The sequence below is a fragment of the Streptomyces inusitatus genome (assembly GCF_014651115.1).
In the GTDB taxonomy this organism is placed as follows: Bacteria; Actinomycetota; Actinomycetes; order Streptomycetales; family Streptomycetaceae; genus Streptomyces; species Streptomyces amakusaensis.
On record NZ_BMWG01000009.1, the window covers coordinates 219,227 to 242,951 of the forward strand.

16 protein-coding genes and 1 pseudogene are annotated in these 23,725 nt (G+C 70.5%); 5 read left to right on the top strand and 12 right to left on the bottom strand.

The window, feature by feature from the left end:
• Positions 1–76 precede the first annotated feature (76 nt).
• Positions 77–2,227, bottom strand: a complete 2,151-nt coding sequence (locus tag IE247_RS17085; protein WP_190123991.1) for a SpoIIE family protein phosphatase — start codon at positions 2,225–2,227, stop codon at positions 77–79.
• 49 nt (positions 2,228–2,276) lie between these two features.
• A complete protein-coding gene (locus tag IE247_RS17090; RefSeq protein ID WP_190123992.1) occupies positions 2,277–3,386 on the bottom strand; it encodes a DUF6777 domain-containing protein in 1,110 nt (369 codons plus the stop codon).
• 144 nt (positions 3,387–3,530) lie between these two features.
• Between IE247_RS17090 and IE247_RS17095 the strand changes: the two genes are divergently transcribed.
• Positions 3,531–4,172, top strand: a complete 642-nt coding sequence (locus IE247_RS17095; protein ID WP_190123993.1) for a DUF1990 domain-containing protein — start codon at positions 3,531–3,533, stop codon at positions 4,170–4,172.
• On the top strand, positions 4,150–5,562 hold the full coding sequence (locus IE247_RS17100; protein WP_190123994.1) for a lipase maturation factor family protein: 1,413 nt from the start codon (positions 4,150–4,152) through the stop codon (positions 5,560–5,562). The genes IE247_RS17095 and IE247_RS17100 overlap by 23 nt, the downstream gene beginning before the upstream one ends.
• A 96-nt stretch (positions 5,563–5,658) precedes the next feature.
• On the opposite strand, the gene IE247_RS17105 is transcribed toward IE247_RS17100, so the two are convergent.
• The 5 genes from IE247_RS17105 to IE247_RS17130 form a co-directional block, all read right to left on the bottom strand.
• Complete coding sequence (locus tag IE247_RS17105; RefSeq protein ID WP_190123995.1) at positions 5,659–5,832, bottom strand: hypothetical protein; 174 nt, start codon at positions 5,830–5,832, stop codon at positions 5,659–5,661.
• A 363-nt stretch (positions 5,833–6,195) separates the two neighbouring features.
• Positions 6,196–6,639, bottom strand: coding sequence for a dihydrofolate reductase family protein (locus IE247_RS34885; RefSeq protein ID WP_308433241.1), 444 nt, complete (start codon positions 6,637–6,639; stop codon positions 6,196–6,198).
• A gap of 114 nt (positions 6,640–6,753) precedes the next feature.
• Entirely contained in the window at positions 6,754–8,217 is a 1,464-nt protein-coding gene (locus IE247_RS17120) for an SDR family NAD(P)-dependent oxidoreductase (RefSeq protein WP_190123996.1), read from the bottom strand.
• Positions 8,218–8,376: 159 nt separating this feature from the next.
• On the bottom strand, positions 8,377–9,522 hold the full coding sequence (gene glgA, locus IE247_RS17125; protein ID WP_190123997.1) for a glycogen synthase: 1,146 nt from the start codon (positions 9,520–9,522) through the stop codon (positions 8,377–8,379).
• Between the two features lie 58 nt (positions 9,523–9,580).
• A complete protein-coding gene (locus IE247_RS17130; RefSeq protein ID WP_190123998.1) occupies positions 9,581–10,300 on the bottom strand; it encodes a (2Fe-2S)-binding protein in 720 nt (239 codons plus the stop codon).
• Positions 10,301–10,500: 200 nt separating this feature from the next.
• Here IE247_RS17130 and IE247_RS17135 point away from each other — a divergent pair, with 200 nt between their 5' ends.
• Positions 10,501–11,667 carry a DMT family transporter gene (locus IE247_RS17135; protein WP_190123999.1) on the top strand — a complete coding sequence of 389 codons (1,167 nt, stop codon included), beginning with the start codon at positions 10,501–10,503 and terminating at the stop codon, positions 11,665–11,667.
• On the opposite strand, the gene IE247_RS17140 is transcribed toward IE247_RS17135, so the two are convergent.
• A complete protein-coding gene (locus IE247_RS17140) occupies positions 11,548–12,963 on the bottom strand; it encodes a transglycosylase family protein (RefSeq protein ID WP_190124000.1) in 1,416 nt (471 codons plus the stop codon). The genes IE247_RS17135 and IE247_RS17140 overlap by 120 nt on opposite strands.
• A gap of 326 nt (positions 12,964–13,289) precedes the next feature.
• On the opposite strand from IE247_RS17140, the gene gnd reads away from it, so the two are divergent.
• A complete protein-coding gene (gene gnd / locus IE247_RS17145) occupies positions 13,290–14,732 on the top strand; it encodes an NADP-dependent phosphogluconate dehydrogenase (RefSeq protein ID WP_190124001.1) in 1,443 nt (480 codons plus the stop codon).
• Positions 14,733–15,025: 293 nt separating this feature from the next.
• On the opposite strand, the gene IE247_RS17150 is transcribed toward gnd, so the two are convergent.
• Both IE247_RS17150 and panD read right to left on the bottom strand, forming a co-directional pair.
• Positions 15,026–15,379 carry a GNAT family N-acetyltransferase gene (locus tag IE247_RS17150; RefSeq protein WP_190124002.1) on the bottom strand — a complete coding sequence of 118 codons (354 nt, stop codon included), beginning with the start codon at positions 15,377–15,379 and terminating at the stop codon, positions 15,026–15,028.
• A 46-nt stretch (positions 15,380–15,425) separates the two neighbouring features.
• The gene (panD, locus tag IE247_RS17155) at positions 15,426–15,842 is read right to left on the bottom strand and encodes an aspartate 1-decarboxylase (protein WP_190124003.1); all 417 of its coding nucleotides are present in this window, start codon (positions 15,840–15,842) and stop codon (positions 15,426–15,428) included.
• A 161-nt stretch (positions 15,843–16,003) separates the two neighbouring features.
• On the opposite strand from panD, the pseudogene IE247_RS35150 reads away from it, so the two are divergent.
• Positions 16,004–16,135: pseudogene (locus IE247_RS35150) on the top strand (site-specific integrase); the annotation flags it as partial.
• Between the two features lie 72 nt (positions 16,136–16,207).
• Here IE247_RS35150 and IE247_RS17160 read toward each other — a convergent pair.
• A complete protein-coding gene (locus IE247_RS17160; protein ID WP_190124004.1) occupies positions 16,208–16,693 on the bottom strand; it encodes a hypothetical protein in 486 nt (161 codons plus the stop codon).
• A gap of 33 nt (positions 16,694–16,726) precedes the next feature.
• Positions 16,727–23,668: an RHS repeat-associated core domain-containing protein gene (locus tag IE247_RS17165; RefSeq protein ID WP_190124005.1), complete on the bottom strand. Its 6,942-nt coding sequence runs from the start codon at positions 23,666–23,668 to the stop codon at positions 16,727–16,729.
• Between the last annotated feature and the right edge of the window lie 57 nt (positions 23,669–23,725).

The following is a 23,725-nucleotide window of genomic DNA, read 5'->3' on the forward strand; positions in this document are numbered from 1 at the left end:
AATCGCCTTCGGTCGATTGCGGCCAAGTATGATCAATTCACGTTCAATCCAGATAAAATATCCAGCTGATATTCATTCACTCCTCCGCCCGTCCCTGACCAGACCGTCCCTGACCAGACCGTCCCTGGCCAGACCGTCCCTGGCCAGACCGTCCCTGGCCCGATCGGGCTCCGACCAGGAATTCACACCACACACATTTTCCGGTGCCGCGCGACTCCACACCCCAGGTGTCGGCCAGCCGGTCCACCAGCAGCAGACCGCGCCCGGAGACCCCGGACTCCCCCGCGTCCCGCCGTCTGGGCAGCGCGCTGGAGCGGTCCTCCACCTCGATCCGCAGCCGCCGCCCCACCCCCGAGAGCACCCGGGCCGTCACGATCGCCCCGCCGTCGGTGTGCAGCAGCGCGTTGGTGATCAGCTCGTCGGCGGCGAGTTCGATCTCGTCGGTCCGCTCCCCGGCCCCCCAGGCGCGTACCGCCGAACGGACCATGTGGCGGGCCGAGACCAGTGCCTCGGGGTCGTTCTGGGCGACATGCTGCTGGAGCCGGCCGCCCGTCTGCGGGGTGAACACGCCCCGTCGGCGCAGCAGCAGCATCGCCACGTCGTCGTCGCCGCTCCGCTCGTCGACCGCCTCGCAGAGCAGGTCCGCCAGCCGCTGGAGATCGCGCGGTCCGCCGCGCACCATCGCGGTCAGCAGCTGCATCCCGTCGTCGAGGTCGAAGCCGGGCTGCTCGACCAGGCCGTCGGTGTAGAGCAGCAGGGTCTGGCCCGGGTCCAGCTCCACGGTGGACACCGGGTACTCCAGCCGGCCGAACTCCGCCGAGAGCCCGAGCGGCAGCCCGCCCTCCACCGGGATTCTGCGGCAGCTCCCGTCGGTGTCGCGGAGCAGCGGGTCGACATGACCGGCGCGCACCAGCTGCATCACCCCGGTGGAGAGGTCCGCCTCGGCGTAGAGACAGGTCGCGAACCGGTCGGTGTCCAGCTCGTGGAGGAAGACGGAGGCGCGGGCCATCACGGTGGCCGGGGTGTGGCCCTCGGCCGCGTAGGCCCGCAGCACGATCCGCAGCTGTCCCATCACGGCGGCCGCGTCGGTGTCGTGGCCCTGTACGTCGCCGATGACGGCGCCCACCCGGCCGCCGGGCAGCGGGATGATGTCGTACCAGTCGCCGCCGATGTCCCGGCCCATCCGCGCCGAGCGGTAGCGGACCGCGATCTGCGCGCCGGGCACCTCGGGGATCCGGCGCGGCAGCATCGCCTGCTGGAGCCCCTCGGCGAGATCGTGCTCCTGGTCGTAGAGGATCGCCCGCTGGACGCTCTGGGCGATGCTGCTGCCGAGCGCCACGAGCACATCGCGCTCCTCGGAGCTGAATCCGGTGCGGTCGCTGTAGAGCAGTCCGAGCGCGCCGATCGGGCGGGCCTGGGCGATCAGCGGCAGATAGGCGGCGGAGGTGATGCCGAGCCCCGCCAGATGGGGCCAGAGGACGGGGAAGGAGCGCTCGAACTCCTCGCGGGACTCGATGAAGCACGGGGCGAGGGTCCGCATCACCTCGCTCATGGGGTACTGGTCGTCGACATGGGTGTAGCGGGTGCCGGGGATGAACGCCGCCTGGGGGCCCTCCGCCACCAGATGGATCCTGCCGCCCGACTCCAGCAGGCCCATCACCAGGCTGGCCGCCCCGAAGTGCTCCAGGCCGTGGACGTCCTGAAGGACGTCGATCACGTCCTTCACCGTCCGGGCGTGGGCCAGGGCCGCGGTGGTGGACTCGACCACCCCGGTCTGCCGTCTGCGGGCCGGTTCGGCCTCCATCCGGGCGGCGGAGTCGGCCAGTTCCGCGGTGGCGTCGCGGACGGTGCCGACGATCCGCAGGGGGCGGCCGGTGCCGTCCCGGTGGACATGGCCCTGGGTGTGCGTCCAGCGGAGACCGCCGTCGGGGTGGCGGAAGCGGAAGTACACGCCGTAGTGCTCGCTGCCGTCCTTGAGCGCGCTGGCCACCTTCGCGTCCAGCCGGGCGGCCTCGCCCGGGGGCATCCGGGAGGTCAGGCTGGCCCGGCGGCCGTCGTAGTCGCCCGGCCGCAGCCCGAGCACGTCGAGGGCCGTCCGGTCCAGATGACAGAGCCCGCTGGCCAGGTCCCAGTCGAAGCTGCCGATACGGGTGAGGGCGAGGATCACCTCCGGGCCCGCCGGCCAGTCGCCGGGAAGCGACGGGGCCCCCGCTGCCCGCTCAACCATGGAGCCACTCTGTCATCATTTGTCGGATTCTTCGACTGTCGGTGGTCTCTCAGCCCGCGAAGACGTCGGAGCCCTCGTCCGGGCCCAGGTCCAGGTCTTCGCCCAGGTCCTCTTCCAGGTACACGTCCGGATCCTCGTCCTGTTCGAGGTCGTCGCCGGGGGCGGGGACCGGGTCTGGCTCCGCGGTACGCGGTACGGACGCCACCGGCGGCGGGGTCGGGGCCGTCGCGGCCGGGGCGGGGGTGCGCGACAGCGATTCGGCGGGCGGATAGCTGTAGAGGTTGTCCGGGGCATCGCCCGGCGGAAGCACCTCGGGTCTGCTGTCCCGCTCCCCGTCGCTCCCGGTCGCCCGGTCGATCCAGCCGCTGTCGAGGACGTCGGCGATCACCAGATGACCGGCGACCCGGTCCGACGGCTCGATGACGACGATCCGCTCGGGCGCGTACCCGGCCCAGGGCCTGCCCCGGTGGACCACGGCCCCCTCCACCGCGACCGGCGGCCGCAGCGGGTTGCCGCCCGCGCAGCGGACGCGCGGCACCCCGCGCGGATCGACCAGCACGGCGGTGCCCGCCTGGAGCACGGCCTGCCGGGCGACGTCCGAACCGGCCCGGTAGCCGTGCGCGGTGACCCTGGTGTCGGTGCGCAGCACCACCGGGGTCAGTTCGCGCAGGAAGCCCGCGAGCCCCGCCGGGGAGACCCCGGAGGCCCGGGCGAAGGCGCGCTCCTTGCCCCGGTCCTCGCCGATCAGATCGAGCTGGCGTTCGGCGTCGCAGCTACCGACGGACTCGACCCCGCCGTAGAGGCCGGGCGTGCCGCCGGAGAGGGTGCGCAGGGTCTGTCCGCGCAGCGGCGCTCCGCGCGTCCCGGCGTTCGGCGCGGGCGGCCGGGGCTCGGGGGCCGAGAGGGACCGGGCCGTCGATTCCGTGTACGGGTCGGGGCCCCGGGCGGCGACCGGCTGAAGGATCACCTCCTCGCCGGCGGGGGGCGCGGGGGCGGGGTCCGTCCCACAGCCCGCGAGCAGCGGCGCGAGACAGATCCCGGCGGCGATCGCGACGACCACGGGCCGGCGGCCCGGAGCTTCGGGCAGGCGCGGCCACCGGCCGCGCTCCGGGTACCGGCGACGACGCGTCGCGGTGTCGCGACGACGATTGGAACGCACGTGCCTCTCCCGCCTTCTCACCCTGCTTCGGTCCCTCAAGTTCTGCCGGACTCCCGCCGCCCCCGCCACTTGAACGCCTTCGGCGGGGTGCGTACGCTCGGGGCCACAACACTTGAACACGTTCAGATCTGGAGGGCACGGGGGATGTCAGTGCTGGTCAGCCTGATCGGAAGGGCCGTTCGCTCGGGGGTCGGGGCGGCCGTCGGGCCCGTGTGTCCGTCCGCCGGACGGCCCTCGCCCGTCCGGCGGGCGCTCAGCTACCGGGAGATCGGCGCCACCCGCTCCGGCCCGCTCCCCGACGGCTACGCCCATCTGCGTCTCACCGCGCCGATGGGGCACGGCCGGGCGGTCTTCGAGGCGGCGGGGGCGGCCGTGCTCGACTGGCGGATGCACCGGCTCTCCGGGATCCGGCTGCGCGCCTCCTCGGAGCGGGCCGATCCCGGCGTCCGGGTCGAACTCTCCGTGGGCGCGGGCCCGCTGCGGCTCGGCGGCCGGTGCGAGGTGGTGTGGGCGGTGGACGACGACCGGCGGGCCGGTTTCGGCTACGGCACGCTCACCGGCCATCCCGAGTGCGGCGAGGAGTCGTTCGTGGTGGAGCTGCGGGACGACGGCTCGGTGTGGTTCACCGTGACGGCCTTCAGCCGTCCGGCCCGCCGGTACAGCCGCGCGGCCGGGCCGCTCGTCCCGCTGTTCCAGCGGTGGTACGCCCGAAGGCTCGGCCGCACCGTGCGCCGGATCGCCGCCCACCCTGATACTGGTGGTGATGGAGTGGTTCGCCGACAGTGACTACTGGCTGAGCCGACTGGTCTTCCAGCGGGCTCTGGCCGCCGTGTATCTGGTCGCCTTCCTCACCGCCGCGTTGCAGTTCCGTGCGCTCATCGGGGAGAAGGGCATGCTTCCGGTGCCCGAGTTCGTCCGCCGGACGCGCTTTCGGGACGCCCCCGGGCTCTTCTGGCCCTACTACTCCGACCGGCTGTTCGCGCTCTGCTGCTGGACCGGGGCGGCACTGTCGGCCGCCCTGGTCGCGGGCGCGGCGGACCGGCTGCCGCTCGCGGTGGCGATGGCCTGGTGGGCCGTGCTGTGGGTGCTGTATCTGTCCATCGTCAATGTGGGGCAGATCTGGTATGGATTCGGCTGGGAATCGCTGCTGCTGGAGACCGGCTTCCTCGCCGTCTTCCTCGGCAACGAGCGAACCGCTCCCCCTGTGCTCGTCCTCCTCCTGCTGCGGTGGGTGCTGTTCCGGGTGGAGTTCGGCGCGGGGCTGATCAAGATCCGGGGAGACCGCTGCTGGCGCGATCTGACCTGTCTGTACTACCACCACGAGACCCAGCCGATGCCGGGCCCACTGAGCTGGTTCTTCCACCGGCTGCCCCGGCCGCTCCACCGGATCGAGGCCGCCGCCAGCCATACGGTCCAACTCGTCCTGCCCGTACTGCTCTTCACCCCTCAGCCGGTGGCGACCTTCGCCGCCGCCGCCATCGTGCTGACCCAGCTGTGGCTGGTGCTCTCGGGCAATTTCTCCTGGCTGAACTGGCTGACCATCGCCCTCGCGCTCTCCGCCATGAACCTCTCCCACCTCGCCGCCCCGCCCGCACACCCTCCCCCGTCCCCGCTCTGGTACGAGATCACGGTGATCGCGGTCACCGGTGCCGTACTGGTGCTGAGTTACCGTCCGGCGCGCAATCTGCTCTCCCGGCGACAGCAGATGAACCGCTCCTACGACTCGCTCCATCTGGTCAACGCCTACGGCGCTTTCGGCACGGTGGGGCGGATGCGCATGGAACTGGTGGTGGAGGGCACCGACGAGACCCGACCGCACGAGGGCACGGTCTGGCGGGAGTACGGCTTCAAGGGCAAACCGACGGATCTACGCCGCCTGCCGCGCCAGTTCGCCCCCTACCATCTGCGGCTCGACTGGATGATGTGGTTCGCCGCCCTCTCCCCCGCCTACGCCCGCCCCTGGTTCGGCCCCTTCGTGCAACGCCTCCTGGAGAACGACCGCGACACCCTGCGACTGCTGGCGCACAACCCCTTCCCCGACGCCCCGCCCACCCATGTCCGCGCCCGGCTCTACCGCTACCGGTTCACCACCTGGCGGGAGCTGCGGACCACCGGGGCCTGGTGGCACCGCACCTTCGTACGGGAGTTCCTGCGGCCGACCCGGCTGAGCCGCTGAGCCGCTGGGCGAGCGGAGGCGGAGAGACGAACAGGGGCCGGACGCGGGACCGCCCCCGCCATGGCGGTGGCGGGGGCGGTCTCGTGGCGCGCGGGCTCAGTCGATGCCCTGCAGGATGTGCGGCTCGGCGAGGTCTTCCTCGTACCCCGCGAGCCGGATCGGCGCCGATCGGGCCCAGACTTCCAGACTGCCCAGCTCATCGGGCCGGCGAACCCGCTCGCGGATACGTTCCGGCGGTCGATGGTCGTGCTTCTTGACTTCAGTTGTCACCGCGCACTCCTCTGTGTCGCGTAACTGGGACAGGGGCGGTTCGGTCGCGGTGGCGCCGGCTCTCTGGCGGGATCGCGGCCTGGTTGCAGACGTGTCCCAGGACGGCCAAGGGGCTTTCGTGAGGCCCTTTGGTGGCGTCCGTGCACCTCAGGTTAACCAAATGAGCAGAGCATCGCTCGATGGGGCCTCATATTCCGCTTAATTCAGGCCAACGAACCATCCCTATAAGGGATTTGTGGTCGTATTGTCGGCCTGATGAGGAACCCGGATGGAGTAATCGGCTTCTCCGCCGAGGGAGTGGCCCGGCTCTGGGCCGTCCGGGTGACCGGCGCGGGCGCTTCCGGCCCACCGGAGTCGGCCGACTCAGCGGATCCTGTCGTAGACGAGGGCCAGGGTGCCGTGCTCGCCCGCGCTCTGACCGACGAGCGCCCATCGCGCCCCGGGGAGACCGTCGTCGAACAGGCGCGGCCCGCCGCCGAGGAAGACCGGGAAGACCGTGAGCGCCAACCGGTCGGCCTCGTCGGCCGCCGGCAGGGCCGTCGTCGCAGGCTTCCGGAGGCCGGTCATACGGTCGCGGGCACCTCCGCGACGGCCCCGTCCGGGACGCCCCGGTGCCGACCGGCGGAACGCGAACGAGCGGCCGTCGGCCCACCCCGGCCCCTCGGCCGCGAGCCGCTCCGCGCGGAGGCTGAGCCCGTAGCGGTCGTAGGTCGCGCGCGGGCCGTCGGTCGTCCGGTCGGCGCTTTCGGCGAGCCGGCTGAGCGCGTCCGCCAGCTCCCGCAGAGGAGCGGAGCGGAGCGCGTACACACGGCGTTGGCCGGAGCGCCGCCCGGAAACGGCCGATGGACGGCGGTACGAGGCGCGGGCGCGGGGCCCGGGCCCGTACCGCCGTCCATCGGTGAAGGCGATGCGGTGGTGCGGTTACCAGTTCGCGGGGGCGTAGTCCTTGAGGAAGCAGCCGTACAGGTCCTCGCCCGCCTCGCCGCGCACGATGGGGTCGTAGACGCGGGCCGCGCCGTCGACCAGGTCGAGCGGGGCGTGGAAGCCCTCGGCGGCGAGGCGCATCTTGTCGGGGTGCGGGCGCTCGTCGGTGATCCAGCCGGTGTCGACGGCGGTCATGAGGATGCCGTCGGTCTCGAACATCTCCTGGCCGCTGGTGCGGGTGAGCATGTTCAGCGCCGCCTTGGCCATGTTGGTGTGCGGGTGGCCCGCGCCCTTGTAGCCGCGGCTGAAGACGCCCTCCATCGCGGAGACGTTGACGACGTAGGTCCGGCGGGCCTTCGCGGCGGCCATCGCCGGGCGGAGCCGGCTGATCAGGATGAACGGGGCGGTGGAGTTGCAGAGCTGGACCTCCAGCAGCTCCACCGGGTCGACCTCGGAGACCGTCTGGATCCAGCTGTTGGTGTCGTGCAGGTCGGGCACGAGACCGCCCGCGTCGATCGCGGTGCCGGCCTCGATCCGCGCGGGCGTGGCCGAGCCGGAGACCAGGGCGAGACCGGTGACGTCCTCGGCGCTCAGCCCCTCGCGGGTGGCCGAGGGAAGCGCGGCGACCGAGTCGACCGCGCCGCTGCCGAAGGTGCCGATGATCTGCGCGGGCGGCAGCACACCGGCGGGCAGCGGGGCCGACTCGGCGGCGAGCAGCTCGCTGTACGCCTGCGGGGAGCGGCGCACGGTCTGCGCGGCGTTGTTGATCAGGATGTCCAGCGGGCCTTCGGCGGCGACCGAGTCGGCGAGCGCGACGACCTGGGCCGGGTCGCGGAGATCGATTCCGACGATCTTGAGGCGGTGGATCCACTCGTCGCTGTCCGGCATCGCCTTGAACCGCCGGATGGCGTCATTGGGGAAGCGGGTGGTGACCGTGGTGTGCGCGCCGTCGCGCAGCAGCCGCAGCGCGATGTACATGCCGATCTTGGCCCGGCCGCCGGTGAGGAGGGCGCGCTTGCCGGTGAGGTCGGTACGGGCGTCCCGGCGGGCGCGGTTCTCGGCGGCGCACTGCTGGCAGAGCTGGTGGTAGAAGGCGTCGACCTCGGTGTAACGGGTCTTGCAGATGTAGCAGGACCGGGGGCGCTGGAGTATGCCCGCGATCTCGCCGGTGACGGAGGAGGACGGCAGCAGCCCCTCGGTCTCGTCGTCGATCCGCTCGGCGGAGCCGGTGGCGGTGGCCTCGGTGACGGACCGGTCGTGCGCGGTCTTGGCGGCGCGGCGCTCCTGGCGGCGGCGCTGCTTGACCGTGCGGTAGATGCCTGCGGTGGCGCGGCGCACCATGATCGCGTCGGGGTGGTCGACGTCCAGCTTGTCGAGCTCGTCGAGCACGCTCAGGCAGACGGCCAACCGCTCCGGGTCGATTCCGGGGCCGTGGATGGGGCTGTCCTCTGTCACCGTCATGGCGTTGGCGTTCCTCGATCACTCACGAGCTGCGGGGTTTCAAAAGCGCAACTTTACTGAGCGAAAGGGTGACGGCCAAATGCGCGACAGACCCCAGCGCCCACCCCGCCTGTGACGGCACCGGCCGGGTGTGGTGAAGGACACGGTCGCGGCCGGATTCTAGGGCCGGGCGAGGAGTTCCTCGTACAGCGCGTAGACGCGTTTGGCGGCCCGGTCCCAGGCGAATTCGCGCACCACGCGGCGGCGGCCGGCCGCGCCCATCCGGGCGGCTCCCCCGGGGTCGTCCAGGACTCGGTTGACGGCCTGGGTCAGCCCCGACTCGAAGGCTTCGGGGTGCCGGGCGTCGTAGGGCACCAGCAGTCCGGTGGTGCCGTCGTCGACCACCTCGGGGATGCCGCCGACGGCGGAGGCGACCACCGCGGTGCCGCAGGCCATGGCCTCCAGGTTGATCATGCCGAGCGGTTCGTGGACGGAGGGGCAGACGAGCACGGTCGCGTGGCTGAGCAGCTGGACGAGCCGGGGGCGCGGCAGCGTGCCGGGTATCCAGTGCACGCCGTCGCGCACCCGGTCCAGCTCCGCGATCAGCGCGCGTGCCTCGGCGTCGGCCGGGGTGTCGCCGGGCGGGCCGGTGCAGAGGACGAGCTGTGCCTCGGGGTCGAGGGCGTGGGCCGCGCGCAGCAGGTGCGGCAGGCCCTTGCGGCCGGTGAGGCGGCCGACGAAGAGCGCGTAGGGGCGGGTCGGGTCGACGCCGGTGCGCTCCAGTGCGTCGGTCTCGTGGTCGGGGCGGAAGAGGAGGGTGTCGACGCCGCCGGGGATGACCCGTACCCGGTCGGGGTCGAGGGCGGGGTGGGCGGCGAGGATGTCCTGCCGCATCCGCCGGGAGACGGTGACGACCGCGTCCGCCGTCCCGATCGCGGTGCGCTCGGCCCAGCCCGCGAAGGTGTCGCCGCCGGGGGGCCGGGGGTGTGCCGGGGCCAGGGAGTGCGCGGTGATCACATGGGGCACCCCGTACAGGAGTTTGGCGAGATGGCCCGCGAGCGAGGCGTACCAGGTGTGGGAGTGGACCAGCTCCCGGCCCGCCAGTTCGGCGGCCATGGCCAGGTCGACGGAGAGCGCGCCGAGCGCGGGGTCGGCTCCGGCGAGGGAGGCGGCGGGCCGGTGGCGGAGTACGCCCTCGGCCTCTCCGTCGCCCCAGCAGTGGACCTCCAGATCGGTCAGGGCCCGTAACTCCCGGGCGAGGAACTCGACATGGGCTCCGGCTCCCCCGGTGACGTCCGGGGGGTATTCACGAGTGAGCAGTCCCACCTTCACCCCCTGATGGTCACTCACCGGGGGCGTACGGGGAAGACGGCCGCCGGGACCGTCAGCGCTCGGCCCGGCGCGGCGGACGGTCGAAGACGCAGTCGCCGCAGAGTCCGCCGCGCGGGGCCCGGTAGTAGAGACAGCAGCTGCTGCGCCGCATCCGGGGGCCGTGGACGGTGCCCGCCAGTTCGGGGCGGCGGAGGAGTCCCTCGGCGAGGGCCGCCGCCCGGGCGGCGGACTCGGGGCGGTCCGCGCCGCGCGCCCAGTCGTCGATCTGCCGTACGGCTCCGGCGAGCGCGGATCCGGCGTTGCCCTGGAGCAGCCGGCGGGAGACGGGGGTGTCGTGGCGCAGGGCCTCGGCGAGCGGTGTGAGATGGGTGAGCTGGACGGTGTCGTGGAGGGCGTCCACGGTGGCGGGCCGGGTCCGGGGGGTGTCGGGGGCGGCGCTCAGATCGAGCCAGAGGTCGTCGGGGGACGTCCGGTCGGGGGACCAGTGGAGCCGGGCGGGGTCGAGGTCGGGGAGTTCTCCGGTGAGGACGGCCGCGCCCAGGGCGACGGACCACAGCCGGGCGGCCAGTCCCAGCTGGGCGATGGAGGCGGCGACCCGGCGCTCGGGGGGCGTGTGGCGTTCGGCGACGATGTCGACACGCCGGGTGAGGGGGGCGAGGTCCCCCGCGTACACCTGGGCCAGCGGCACCGCGCCGGGCCCGGGCCGCGGGGTGTCGGCGGAGGTCCGCAGGGCGAAGAATCCGCCGATCGAGCCCAGCTCCCGAAGATCCACGCCGCTCGCTCCCGTCCGTCACCCGTTCGTGATTGCCGGTGACCACACTAGTCATGCCCGAATTCGCCGCCACCCCCTCTGAGCTGCTCAAGAGTCGGTGGGTGGACTTTTGGCCTACGCTCGTACTCCGTCGGCAGTACGTCCAATTGCCTGCTCAGGGACGACGACGTGACAGCCGAACACGGGAGATCGTGGTCTCTATGAGTTCCCTTGTGCTGGCAGTGGTCCTGTCGTTGGTCTCCGCGGTCGCCTACGCGGCCGGGGCGATCGTGCAGGAGCATGTCGCCGCGGCTTCCCCCGCCCGTCCGTACGCCCCGCTGAATCACGCCGGGTGGTGGCTGGCCGTCTCGCTGAACGGGGTGGGCGCGGTCCTGCACGTGGTGGCGCTGGCGTACGGCCCGCTGAGTGTGGTGCAGCCCCTCGGCGCGCTGACGATCGTGTTCGCGCTGCCGATGGCGGCGCTCTTCGTGGGGCGGCGGGCGGGTCGCGGGGCGTGGCGCGGGGCGACGCTGGCGACGGTGGGGCTGGCCGGTCTGCTGGCGGTGGCCGGGGACACCGGCTCGCACACCCTGGGCACCGGGCAGCGCGGGGTGCTGACGGCGGTCACCCTCGGCACGGTGGCGCTGGTCTTCCTGGTCGCGCAGACGGTCGGCCGGCCGGTGCTGCGGAGTGTGCTGCTGGCGTCGGCGGCGGGCATCGCCTTCGGCATGGGCTCGGTGTTCACCAAGAACGTGGCGATGGACTGGGAGTGGTCCCAGCCGGTGGCGCAGGGGACGAGCCTGGTGGTGATAGGAGTGCTCGCGCTCGGCGGGCTGATGCTCTCCCAGGCGTCCTACCGGGGTGCCGGGCTGGCGGCTCCGCTGGCGACGGTGACGGTGGTCAACCCGGTCGTGGCGGCGGTGGTCGGCATCACCATGTTCGGCGAGAGTTTCCGGTACGGGGTGCTGGGCGGGATGCTGGCGCTCGGCTTCGGCGCGCTGGCGGCGACCGGGCTCGTCCTCCTCACGACGGAGCGGCTGGCCGCTTCGGGCGGTACGGGGGCGGGCACGGCGGTGTCAGAGGCCCGGGGCGCGGCGGCGGACGCGATGCCGGAGCCGGTGCCGGTGCCCCCGGGTCCGGCGTCGGGCGCCGCACCGGCTCCGATCGGCGGCGTTCCGGCCCCGGCGGGTCCGCCGGAGGCGCGGTCAGGGGAGCGGATCGGGGAGCGGATCGGGCCGGACCTCCTGGCGGAGGCCCGGCCGCCGGTCTCAGATGGAGACGCCGCCCGCGCGGAGATAGGCGAGGGGGTCGACGTCGGATCCGTACCCCGGACCGGTGCGGACCTCGAAGTGGAGATGCGGTCCCGAGCTGTTGCCGGTGGATCCTGAGCGGCCTATCCGCTGGCCGGCGGCGACCTGCTGCCCGGCGCGGACGGTGAGGGCCGACAGATGCGCGTACTGGCTGTACCTTCCGTCGGTGTGCCGGACGACGATCTGGTAGCCGTACGCGCCCGCCCAGCCGGCCGAGACGATGCGGCCGGAGGCCACCGCCTTGACGGAGGTGCCGGTGGGTACGGGGAAGTCGACCCCCGTGTGGTAGCCGCTGGACCAGGAGGAGCCGGTCTGGCGGTACGCGGTGCCGGTGGAGCCGTCGACGGGGGCGCTCATGCGTGCCGTGCGGCCGGTGGCCCGGTTGTCGCTGACGCGCTTGGTCTCGGGCTTGGCCTGCTGTCTGGGCTGCGGCTTGGCCTGCTGCTTGGCCTGCTGCCTCGGCTGCGGTTTCGCCTGCCGCTCGGTCTGCTGCTTCGCGGGCGCGGCGGCGGCCTGCTTCTTCGGGGCCTGCTGCTTGAGCCCCGGCCCGCCCCGGGGGGTCTCCTGCTTCGGGTCGGGCTTCTTGAGGTCGGTGCCCGCGGGCGGGCTCGGCGGAGGGGTCCGCTTCTTCGAGGGCTTGGGCGTCTCCCGGGCCTTCGTCGGCGCGGGCGTCCTGGCGTCCGCCCTGGGGGCGTCCATCCGGATGACGAGCCGCTGGCCCGGGTGGATCAGATCGGGGTCGGAGCCGACCGTCGTACGGTTCTGCGCGTACAGCTTCGGCCAGCCGCCCCGGACGTCCTTCTTGGCGGCGATCTTGGAGAGGGAGTCGCCCGCGGCGACCGTGTACCCCTCGCGCTGGGTGGGGACCGAGGTGGGCGACGCCGCCTTCTGCGGGGCGGACCGGGCCGGGGCCGTCGTCGCGGGCCCCCGGCGCTCGCCCTGGGCGCGCTGGCCGCCGGCGCGGTCCGTGTCCGCCCGCCGATCGGCCCGGTCCTCGCCGCGCGTGAGACCGGCGCCGGCCGAGCAGTTGGGCCAGGCGTCCGGGCCCTGGCCCTCAAGGACCCGCTCGGCGATGGCTATCTGCTGGTCGCGGCTGGCGAGATCGGCGCGCGGGGCGTACTCCCGGCCGCCGTACGCCTCCCAGGTGGACTGGCTGAACTGGAGTCCGCCGAAGTAGCCGTTACCCGTATTGATCTTCCACTGGCTGGTGGATTCGCAGGCCGCGACCTTCTCCCAGGCGTCCGACGAGGCCGCGTTCGCCGAGCCCGCCCCGACGAGCGGCAGGGCTATGCCCGCGCCGCCCGCGGTGAGGGTGAGAGAGGCACGATTGAAACGGCTCGGCTGGTACTTGCGGTGCCGACCGGTTGCGGTCATGTGAGTCTCCCCCACGGAACAGTCTTGTTACATGACGAATAGGTCACGTCCAGCGGTCAACCTAAGTGCTCGAATTAGGCGGTGACAAGGGCTCATCGCGGGCGCACTGCGGCATATGCGATCGCCCGACACGCCCGCGACACGCCGTGCCCGCGCCGCGACACGCCGTCGCCCGAGGTGGCGGTGCGGGGCTTCCGGCCAGGCCGGGAATCGCCGTCCCCTTGACCCATCAGGACGAGTTCCAGGATTCCGGAATGCACGCGGGCGCACGGCACTTGAAGATCATTGAAGGAAACGAACTCGCAACACACAGCCAGGAGCACATGATGAGTGGAACAGCCCAGATCGGTGTCACCGGACTCGCGGTGATGGGCCGCAACCTCGCCCGCAACTTCGCTCGCAACGGCTTCACCGTCGCCGTGCACAACAGGACCGCGGCCCGCACCCGGGCGCTGGTGGAGGAATTCGGCTCGGAGGGATCCTTCGTGGCGGCCGAGTCGGCCGAGGAGTTCGTGGCCGCGCTGGAGCGCCCCCGCCGACTGGTGATCATGGTCAAGGCGGGAGAGCCGACGGACGCGGTGATCGAGGAGTTCGCGCCGCTGCTGGAGGAGGGCGACGTCATCATCGACGGCGGCAACGCCCACTTCGCCGACACCCGCCGCCGGGAGAAGGAGCTGCGCGAGCGCGGCATCCACTTCGTGGGCGTGGGCATCTCGGGCGGCGAGGAGGGCGCGCTGCACGGCCCGAGCATCATGCCGGGTGGTTCGTCCCAGTCGTACGAATCGCTCGGACCGCTGCTGGAGAAGATCGCGGCGAAGGCCCCCGACGGCACTCCCACCGTGGCCCACATCGGCCCGGACGGCGCGGGCCACTTCGTGAAGATGGTGCACAACGGCATCGAGTACGCCGATATGCAGCTGATCGCCGAGGCGTACCACCTGCTGCGCTCGGTCGCCGGGTACTCGCCCGCGCGGATCGCGGAGACCTTCCGCACCTGGAACACCGGCCGGCTCGACTCGTATCTGATCGAGATCACCGCGGAGGTGCTGGCCCACACGGACGCCGCGACCGGCAAGCCGTTCGTGGACATCGTCACCGACCAGGCGGAGCAGAAGGGCACGGGCCGCTGGACCGTGCAGATCGCGCTCGACCTCGGAGTACCGGTCTCCGGCATCGCGGAGGCGGTCTTCGCCCGTTCGGTCTCCGGCCACGAGGAGCTGCGCGCCGCCTCGCGCGGGCTGCCGGGGCCGGTTCCGGCGGCTCTGGACGAGGCGGAGGCCGAGCGGTTCGCCGCCCGGGTGGAGCAGGCGCTCTACGCCTCCAAGATCGTGTCGTACACCCAGGGCTTCCACCAGATCCAGGCGGGCAGCGAGGAGTACGGCTGGGACGTCGACCTCGGCTCGGTGGCCTCGCTCTGGCGGGCGGGCTGCATCATCCGGGCCGCCTTCCTGGACCGGATCAGGGGTGCGTACGACGCCCGGCCCGAGCTGCCGAGCCTGCTCTCGGACAAGGGTTTCGCGGACGAGATCGGGGCGGCCCAGGACGACTGGCGCGAGGTGGTCGCCACCGCCGCCCGGCAGGGTGTGCCCACGCCGGGCTTCGCGGCCTCCCTCGCGTACTACGACGCCCTGCGCGCGGAGCGGCTGCCCGCGGCGCTCACCCAGGGGCAGCGGGACTTCTTCGGCGCGCACACCTACCGGCGGACCGACCGGGAGGGCTCGTTCCACACCCTCTGGGGCGGTGACCGCTCGGAGGTCTCCACCGGCTGACCGGGTCCGGGTCCTCCCCGCTCAGGCTCAGACCGGGCCCGGGACGGGCTCCGGCTCCGGCGAGGGCCCCGGCCCGGGGTCCGGCGGCGTCGGCACCGGGTCCGGCGGCACGGGCGGCGGCGACGGGGTCGGCACCGGACCGGGCAGCGGCCCGGGCGGGGGAACCGGCTGCCCGGGCCCCGGCGGGGGCGCGGGCGGCACGGGGAGCGGCTGAGTCATCCCTGACCTCCAGGGTTCACGGGCGTGCACTCCCACTCTCCCGCCGTCCGCGCTCCCCCGCGCGCGGACCCCGGTCACCACAGGTGCGGTTCGGCCCTCAGCCGCCGCTTCGCCTCCTCGACCAGCCCGGCGGGCGCCGCGGGAGCCTCCGCCGGATGCCGCTCGGCCCAGGCCGCCGCGTACGGGCAGAGCGGCACCACCGGGACGCCCTCGCCCGCGGCGATCCGGTAGAACTCGCGCACCAGGGAGCCGGCGATGCCCTTCCCCTCGTGCTCCGCCTCCACCACCGTGTGCACGGCGACCAGGGCCGCGGGCTCGGAGTCCAGGACGAAGTAGGCGATCCGCCCGGTGACCTCCCCGCCCTCGTACGCCTCCAGCAGACCCTTCGCCCGGTCGTCTCGGATGTCGAACGCTGAGATGTCTGGCATGACGGCATCCTCCCCCGATCCGCCGCCGAGCGCTCGCCCTGCCCGGTCAGACCACGGCGTGCGGACTGCGCAGGGTGTCGCTCCCGGGCACGGGCTCGGACGCGTCGGAGCCGAGCGCGACGATCCGGTTGCCGGCGTCGACATGAACGGCACGGGGCACCAGCGACCGTGCCTCGGCGTCGTCGACCTGCGCGTAGCTGATCAGGATCACCAGATCCCCGGGGTGTACGAGGTGCGCCGCCGCCCCGTTGATCCCAATGACACCGGAGCCGCGCTCGCCCTCGATGACATAGGTCTCCAGCCGTGCGCCATTGGTGATGTCCACGATGTGCACCAGCTCACCCGGCAGCAGGTCCGCCGCCTCCATCAGCTCCGCGTCGATGGTGACCGAGCCGACGTAGTGCAGATCGGCCTGGGTCACGGTGGCACGGTGGATCTTCGACTTGAACATGGTGCGCAGCACGGCGGTACTCCTGTGATCTAGGCTCCCTGCCTGCGTTCTAGCAGGTCAAGTGCGGTCCCCATACTCTACAACGGGCCGTGTGCCCGGACAGCGTCCCGCAGGTTCTCAGGACTCCTGACCGACACGCCGCCGACGACGGGTCACCGGGTGTGCCCGCCGACGGCGTCACCACAGGCGTCTACGCCCACGTCCGGCTCCGCCTCCAGCGTCAAGCCATCGACACCCTGGGGGATGCCCTCGGCAGCGGGAACGATGACCCTGACGACCCACCCGCCGCAGTCGTAGTCCGCTGATGTTGCCGTCAAGACACCCAAAAGCCCCACCGACGCCATTGCCGGTAGGGCTTTTGAGTTCACACTTCTAGGCTATGCCCGTGGAATCAGAAGAACGTTCTGGGCGCCACCTTCTGAGAGCCATTCCTCGGATTCGTGGAACTCCACAAGTTCACGAACCGAGACCCGAACGTCCGGATCGGCAGCCCGAATAGCTTCATTGAAGGAATTTACTGCCGCAGGACCAGCATGGGTCAGGATCAGCAGGACGTTCCCACTCTGATCCTGAGGGATGGAAAGAAGTTCCCTGGACGCATCGGCCACTCCCTGACCGAGGACCGAATGAGGGAAGCGACCCAAAGCGGCGTGCGCCGCCTGGTAGGCCCCGTAATCCTCCTCAGCCTTCAAGGAAGAAACGATCGCAGCGACACCAGAGGGACCTTCACTTCCAGTCACTGAATCGGCCAGCTCGACGTACCGATTCCAGCGGCGCTCAGCTTCTCCGGGCGGGGTGACCTCGTCATCGTCTTGCACTAGGTCACCGCACTCCACAATCTCTACTTTCCAGTCTGACGACACGCGAGTCCCATTTCGTTCCGTACGATTTCCTAGCTAGGGGTTTTGCCCTGACGCCCACTTCCGAAGGGCCTTGTTCTGACTAAGACTCATCCACATTTCCGTGATCGCCTCGTCATACTTATTGCCGAACCGGGAGCGAATATCATCCACGTCCATCTGCATAGCGCCCCGGAAGTCGCCGCCATCTATCAGCTCCTTCTGCCTCATGCGCCACGCCTGCGACTCAAGAGAGGATCCTGTGCTGTAAACGGCACGATGGTCAGCATAATCCATCCGAATCGACGGCCCACTGTACTTGCTGAGAGGACTGGACGAATTGGCAGGAATGTGATTGATCTCGTTTCCTGCCCCTGCAGGTTGCAGGTTTCCGTATTTCCCGCCGTTCGCGCTACTACAATTGTGAACGAGGACCGGAGTGGCCCCAGCCAGCACATAGTACGCGTGCACACCCGAAATAGTCAGGTCATGCGTACGCTGCTGCTTCTCGAAGAAGCGCTGCCCCGTCAGTTCGACCCGCTCCCCCTGCGGGGTGTGGAGCTCCATACCTGGGCGGAGGTCGCCGGCGCCGATCCACTTCTGCTCGGACTCCACCCAGAACGGGTGGTTGACCGTGGACACGAGGGAGGAGGCGCCCTTGGTGGTGGTGACTGTGAGGTCGACGAATTCCTTGTCGTCCTCGGTGACGATTGTGCCGACGACCTCGCGGACGACGTTCTCGCCCGTCTCCGGGTCGGTCGTCAGGATCTTGTCGCCCAGCTCGACGTCTTCGATCTTCTTTTTACCGCCACCGGCCAGCAGGACCATGGTGCCTGGCAGGAAACTGTGTTTCTTCGGGCAGGAAGAAACTTCCTCGGCCAGTGCGTCCTCGGCCTTTTTGAGTTCCCTCTTGGCCTGTTTGCCCTTGCCGATGGCATCCCAGAGGTCAGGCAGAAGATCTATCGCCTTGAAGATCTTGTTGGCTTTCCAAAAGGCCTTGGCGGCCGCTCCGGCGAGTGTGACGGCAAGCTCTGCGGCAGCCATGCCGCAGGTACCTATGCCTGGATTGGAGAGGCAGTCCTCCACCGCACTGATTCCGGCGATGTCCTTGACCAGCTCGACGATTTCCTCGACGACCTCGGCGGGGGCGGACTCCGCGATGGTCGCGTTGGCCTGGGCCATATGGACTCGACGCTGTGCCGGCGAGGGGTTATGCGACTTCTTGCTGTTGTTGTCCTTCGCCCGTGTGTCGAAGCCACCCTTGCCGTTCGGCGTGCAGGAGATCTCCCCCAGGCCGCACTCCGCGGGGGCCAGACCCAGTGGGTCGGAGAAGGTGACCGGCGAATTATTGCCGTAGGCGTAGCCGTTCATCTGCTGCGCGTTGGCGTAGTCGATGAGCGGGTCGACGGAGATGAACTTTCCGAGTGCCGGATCGTACTCCCGCGCCCCCAGATGGGTCAGGCTGGTGGATTTGTCCATCGTGCCGCCGACGAATCCCTTGGTGCCGGGCCATGCCGTGGCAGGGTCGGCGCCCCGGGCATTGCCGTACGGGTCGAAGCGGCGCTTGGTCGCTGTTCCCGTCACCGCGTCGACGGCCAGGTCGCCGGTGCCGTGGTGGTCGGACGAGAGGAAGGTGACCTTCTGGTCGTTCTTCCGGACGGCGACTGTCTGGCCGGCGTGCGAGTAGTAACGGGTGGCTTCGACCGTGGTGCTGCCGGCCGGCTGGTGCAGTTCCATGCCGGGCAGATAGACGGTCGTGCCCTTGGCGTCCTTGCCCAGGATCCGGCCGCCACCGGCGTCATAGAGATACGACGTCTCCCACGCCTCGTCGTTCGGGGTGGTCTTGTCGTCGGGGTGAGCGACCTTGTCCAGCTTCCCCTCGATGCCCCAGGAGAGGGTGGAAGTGTCACCGCCGATGTTCCGCGAGGTCATATTGCCCGCGGTGTCATAGCCGTAGGTGTTGTGCCGGTCGCCGTTGGGGGTCGTGGTCGTCACTTTGGTGACGGCGTGCGGACCGGCCTCCGGTCCCTCACCGTAGGTGAAGGTCCGCTTGACGTCCTTGGCGGAGTCCAGCCCGGTGTCGTGGGTGGTGTCCTCCGTGCGGTTGCCGATGGCGTCGGTCCGGTAGGACTTCCAGTACGCGGCGGGTCCGCCGAGCGCCGAGGCGCCGGGGGCGGCTGTACAGGCGGACGGCCGGGAGCCGTCCACCGGAGCGGTGGTGCCGACCGTGCCCGAGCCCTTGGCCGTGGTGGCGTCGGACAGCGGGGTCCACGCCTCGGAGAGGCGCTGGTTGCTGTCGTAGCGGAAGCACTGGACGTCCGGGCCGGCCGGGTCGCCTCCGGTCTCCGCCATCGCGAGGACGTTGCCGTTGTGGTCGTAGGAGTATCCGGTGTCCTTCGCGGGGCCGGTGGTCGAGCCCGCGATGTCCACCAGGGCGCGCGAGATCCGCTTGGTGCCGGTCTCGTACTGGAAGGTGTTCCAGATCTTCTTGCCGCCGGTGTTCTGCTCGTACTGGAGCAGTTCACTGGTCGGTGACCAGATGGTGCTGGTGATGTAGGGAGTGCTGCCGGTGAGAGTGGTGGGACGCTGGAGCTCGTCGTAGCCGTGGAACAGGGCTTCGGCCGGGAGGCCGCCCGCCGCCGGGAGCCCGGTGCTCTGGAGCGTGCCGTCTCTGTTGTAGCTGTGGCCGTAGTCGTAGACGCCGGCCAGCTTCCCCTGGGAAGCCGGTACGACATATCTGGTCGTCACCGGACGGTAGAGCGTGTCGAAGTCCTGGACGATCTGACCGAAGTACTCGGTCGCGCTGGTCCAGCGCAGCGAGGCCCACGGCTTGCCGAGCGCACGGGCCCGGTCGTACCGCTGCTCGGTGAGCGCCTTGCCGGCCTCGTCACGGGTGAAGGTGGGCCGGCCGAGCTTGTCGTACTCGTTCTTGACGACCGTGTTGCGGCCCGTGTGCTTGGTCAGGACGACCCGGTCCGCGTCGTCGTACTCCATCACCGTGGTACCGGCGTCCGGGTCGACCGACTTGGTCTTGCGGCCGCGCTGGTCGTAGGTGAAGGACCATTCGTTGGCCGCGGAATCGGTGACCGTGGCCAACTGGCCTGCGGGGGTGTACGTGTACTTCGTGGAAGTGAACGTGGCGGGCCCGGCCGATCCGGGTGTACCGCTCTGGTACTGCCGCAGCTCGGTGGTACGGCCGGCCGCGTCCGTCAGCGAGGTCTTCGCCACTCCGCCCTGCGGCGGGATGACATGCGTCCGCTCTCCCTCGTACTTGATGGTGGTGCGCCATTGCTCGGATCCGGCGACGGAGAAGGCGGTCGCGATGTCGCGGCCCATGTCGTCGTATTCCTGGTGCGTCTGAGTGGGCACTTCGCCCAGCCGCACATTGAGCAGCCTGGCGGACGGCGCGTCCTTGGCGTGGTAGGTGTCGTAGGACGTCTTCAGCTTGCCAAGGCTGTTGTAGAAGGTGTCCGCGACCAGGCGGGTGCCGTTCGGTGCCGCGGACTGGCGCTGCCGGGGGCGCAGCAGGCTGTCGTAGAGGGTGTAGTCGGCGGTGTAGGCGCCGTCCGTCTCGATGATCTCCCGCTTGACCGAGACGACGTCGTCGCGGCTGACCTGGTACGAGTACTTGACGTTCGGCGTCTGGCCGCCACTCTTGCTCCGGTCCGGGTTCCAGAGGGAGACGAGGCGACCGAGCCCGTCGTGGACCAGGTCGGTGCGCCGGGCGTTGGCGTCCGTCTGCCCCTTTACCTGGCCCCAGGCGGGCTCGTAGTCGGTGGTGACCGCGTGCTTGAGCGCGTTCTCCACCCTGGTCTGTACGGTCAGACCGTTGGCCATGACGTACGTGGTGCTCGTCGTGCCGGTCGCCGGGATGGTGGCGGTCAGCGGGCGGCTGTACTCGTCGTAGGTGTTCCTGACGGTCTCCTGGTAGACGGGGGTGGTGCCGTCGTGGGACTTCAGGCGCTCGATCGCCGTGGTCAGACCACGGGTCGGAGCCGTGCCGAAGGGCTTGCCGTCGAAGGAGTTGCGAACATCGGAGATGACCTGCGTCTTACGGTCGGGAGTGGCGGTGCAGGCGCCTTCCACCTTCTCCTCGCGCTCCATGCTCGCGAGGAAGTTGTAGGTGCCCGTGGTGTTGTCCGCGTAGTAGGTACGGGTGCAGGTGTCGTCCTTGGCGGCCGCGTCCTTGGCCTCCTGCGTCGCGGAAGCGGGCACCACATGCCCGAGGTCCTCGCTCCGGACGATCCGGCCCGTGCCCGATGCGGTGTCGTAGACGAAGGACGACTTGGTCTCGCGCCAGTCGCCGGGGGCGAGGGCGGTGAAGCCGCGGGTGGACTCGGGAGCCACCAGGGTCGCCCGGGTCGTGATCCCGTCCCTGGTCTGGGTCGCCGTGTGGTGCTTCCACGGCTTGTTGATCACCTTGCTGTCGACGGTGCCGTTGTTGTACACGGCGGACTCCAGCTCGAAGCCGATGAAGTCCTCGTCGTCCGTGTGCTCGGCCCCGGTGGAGTCCTTGATCTTGACTGAGCGGGTACCGCTTCCATCGGGCTGCTTATCGCCGTTCAGGCCCTGGAAGTAGGTGTGGTCGACCCGGGTCCTCTGCTCGGTGTCCGAGCCTGTGGTGACCTTGACCTTGCCGTAGCCCTGCCAGTCGCCCCAGGTCAGGAACTTCTCCGGGGTGATGCCGTCGGGCTTGGAGTGCCGCCAGCCGGCCGGGCCCTCGTAGGCGTAGCGGGTGACCATTTTGTCGCTGCCGCCGGTGCGGTCCGTTTGGACGATCGTTTCCACCACGTACTTGTGGAACCAGTCGTCGATCGGCTCCAGATGCCCTGGTGCGGCCCACTTGACCGGGTAGCAGCGTTGGGTCGACTCCCCGGGCCTGGGCAGCGTGGGGACGGTGCACTGGGTGGGGGCGTAGTTCACATCGAGCTGGCTGCCGGTCTCGCTCAGCACCAGGGCCAGCCGGTGCCGTTTGAACGGCGCGATGTTGTCGCCGACCTTGTCTACCCGGTTCTCCATCTGCATGGCGGAGAGTTCCAGCGACGGCATCTTCTCGGGGGTGCCGACCCGGCCCTCGTGGTCGATCTTCCAGAGCCACAGGGACTGGGAGTCGTCACCGTTGTCGAGGAAGCGGTGAGTGAACGACCAGGCGTCTACGTCCTGGTAGGCAGTGGCGTCCTTGCGCATCTGGGTGACGACGGACGTCAGCAGCTTGGTGGTGAAGAAGGTCTGCGCCAGCTGGTCCGAGGCGCACTTGGTCTTGGCCTTGCACTCCCGGTCGACCGGGACGTCCGGCCAGTGGGCCGCGTTCGCCTTGGTCCGCTTGTCCGGCGCGCAGTTGAAGCCGGAGGTGGGAAGACAGCGTTCCGTGATGTTGAAGCTGACCCGCGCCGGGGCCTTGGCCTCGTAGACCTTCCCGTCACGCTGGCCGTAGTCGATCCGCTTCAGATAGCCGGCGCGGTCGTACTCGGTGCCGTCGACATCCGTCTTGCCGTTCAGCGCGTAGTGATTGGTCTCCTTCCCGTAGAAGTACGACATCACATTGCCGTGCGGGTCCTTGACGTAGTCCAGGTTCCATCGCCAGGCTTCCTTGCAGTGCGCCTTGCTGAACGTGGAGTTGTAGCAGGGCTCGCCGGAGTCGTCGCTGAAGACCGGGGCGGTCCAGGTGGAGTTGGTCTCCTCCTTTCCCGCGGTCCAGCCCGGCAGCCGGTTCAGACCGAAGGAGTACTGGGTGCCGTCGGAGGTCGTGATCTTCCAGTACTCGCGGCTTTCGTCACCGTTGACGGATCCCTTGTCGCCCTCGAACTTCTCGATTTTGGAGCCGTTGGGGTCGGAGAGCCGCCACTTGCCGGAGACGTCGTCCTTGATTATCTGGGACGAGCTGCCGTTGAGCATGACCGTGGCGTTCTCGAAGGCCCAGCACTGCTCGGCCGAACCCTTGTGGCCGTCCTCGGCGCACGGCTTGTACCGGCGCTCGATGTAGCCGGGCTCGTAGGTGAAGCCCTCGCCTATCCAGGACCCCTGGTTGTTGGTGGTGGAGGTGCGGCCGTCGGTCGACTGCGAGGAGTACCCGAGCCCGACCTGAGGCATCAGGGCACCGGCCACCGGGATCGTGCGCATCGGATACGACCAGCTGAAACCGCCGGTCGACTGGGCGACGCTCCACTTCGCCGAAGGGGCGAGTGCCGTGGAGGTGAAGGTGCCCTGCTGGGAGGAGGCCCCGGCCGCCAGGGCGACCAGCGGGGCGCTCGTGGCGGCGGCGGGCCGGGTGCCCGAGAGAGGCGCTGCGGCGACGACGTCGGCGCTCGCCGTCTTCGCCACAGGGTCGTTGACCGTGCGCAGCGGGGTGGGCAGGGCCGGGCACTTCTTGCTGCCGGGCTTGGCGATCGCCGCGCAGGCGGGCAACTGTACGAGGTTGAGGCGGGCGCCGTACGAGCCGCCGAAGCCCTCGGCGAACTTGGCGTAGTCCACGGTGAGCTTCACCTTGGCCGCGTTGGCGACGCCATCGGTGCGCTGGACCCGCAGAACGGCGCCCGCGCCGAGGTCGGCGGCCCGCTTCGGGGACAGGACGTCGACTCGCACGGTGCCCGGCGCGGCGGCGGTGCCCGCCGCACGGGCGCTCCGCGCGGAGGCCGGTGCCGGTGCCGGTTTCGCGGCCTTGGTGACGGTGATGGGGAGTCCGCCGACGGTCTTCTCGGCGGCCGTCTTGCCGGCGGCCACCGTGAGTTCGGCGCTGCCGCCCGTCGGCCAGAGCGCCTTGTCGAGCCGGGTGACCGCGTTCTTCTTCATCCGGTCGGCGGGGCGGGGCAGGGCTTCGCCGTCGTGTCCGTCGGCGGGGTCGCCGAAGTTCTGGACATCGGGCCTTCCGCTGCCCCGGTCGACCGCGAAGGCGACCGCCTGTACAGAGGTGCCCGCGAGGGTGAGGGAGAGCCCCAGGACTGTTGATCTCAGCAGCAGTCCTGGAAGGCGCCGGCTTCTCGGCCGGTCGCTTCGAGACATCACGACTCCGTGTGTCGAAGGGGAGGGGGTGGAACAGGGAGAACAGGGGTGTGTTCC

Coding starts and splice junctions, on each gene's coding strand:
- IE247_RS17085 (WP_190123991.1), bottom strand. CDS start 2,227: ATGGTTGAGCGGGCAGCGGGGGCCCCGTCGCTTCCCGGCGACTGGCCG.
- IE247_RS17095 (WP_190123993.1), top strand. CDS start 3,531: ATGTCAGTGCTGGTCAGCCTGATCGGAAGGGCCGTTCGCTCGGGGGTC.
- IE247_RS17100 (WP_190123994.1), top strand. CDS start 4,150: ATGGAGTGGTTCGCCGACAGTGACTACTGGCTGAGCCGACTGGTCTTC.
- IE247_RS17120 (WP_190123996.1), bottom strand. CDS start 8,217: ATGACGGTGACAGAGGACAGCCCCATCCACGGCCCCGGAATCGACCCG.
- IE247_RS17135 (WP_190123999.1), top strand. CDS start 10,501: ATGAGTTCCCTTGTGCTGGCAGTGGTCCTGTCGTTGGTCTCCGCGGTC.
- IE247_RS17140 (WP_190124000.1), bottom strand. CDS start 12,963: ATGACCGCAACCGGTCGGCACCGCAAGTACCAGCCGAGCCGTTTCAAT.
- gnd (WP_190124001.1), top strand. CDS start 13,290: ATGAGTGGAACAGCCCAGATCGGTGTCACCGGACTCGCGGTGATGGGC.
- IE247_RS17150 (WP_190124002.1), bottom strand. CDS start 15,379: ATGCCAGACATCTCAGCGTTCGACATCCGAGACGACCGGGCGAAGGGT.
- IE247_RS17165 (WP_190124005.1), bottom strand. CDS start 23,668: ATGTCTCGAAGCGACCGGCCGAGAAGCCGGCGCCTTCCAGGACTGCTG.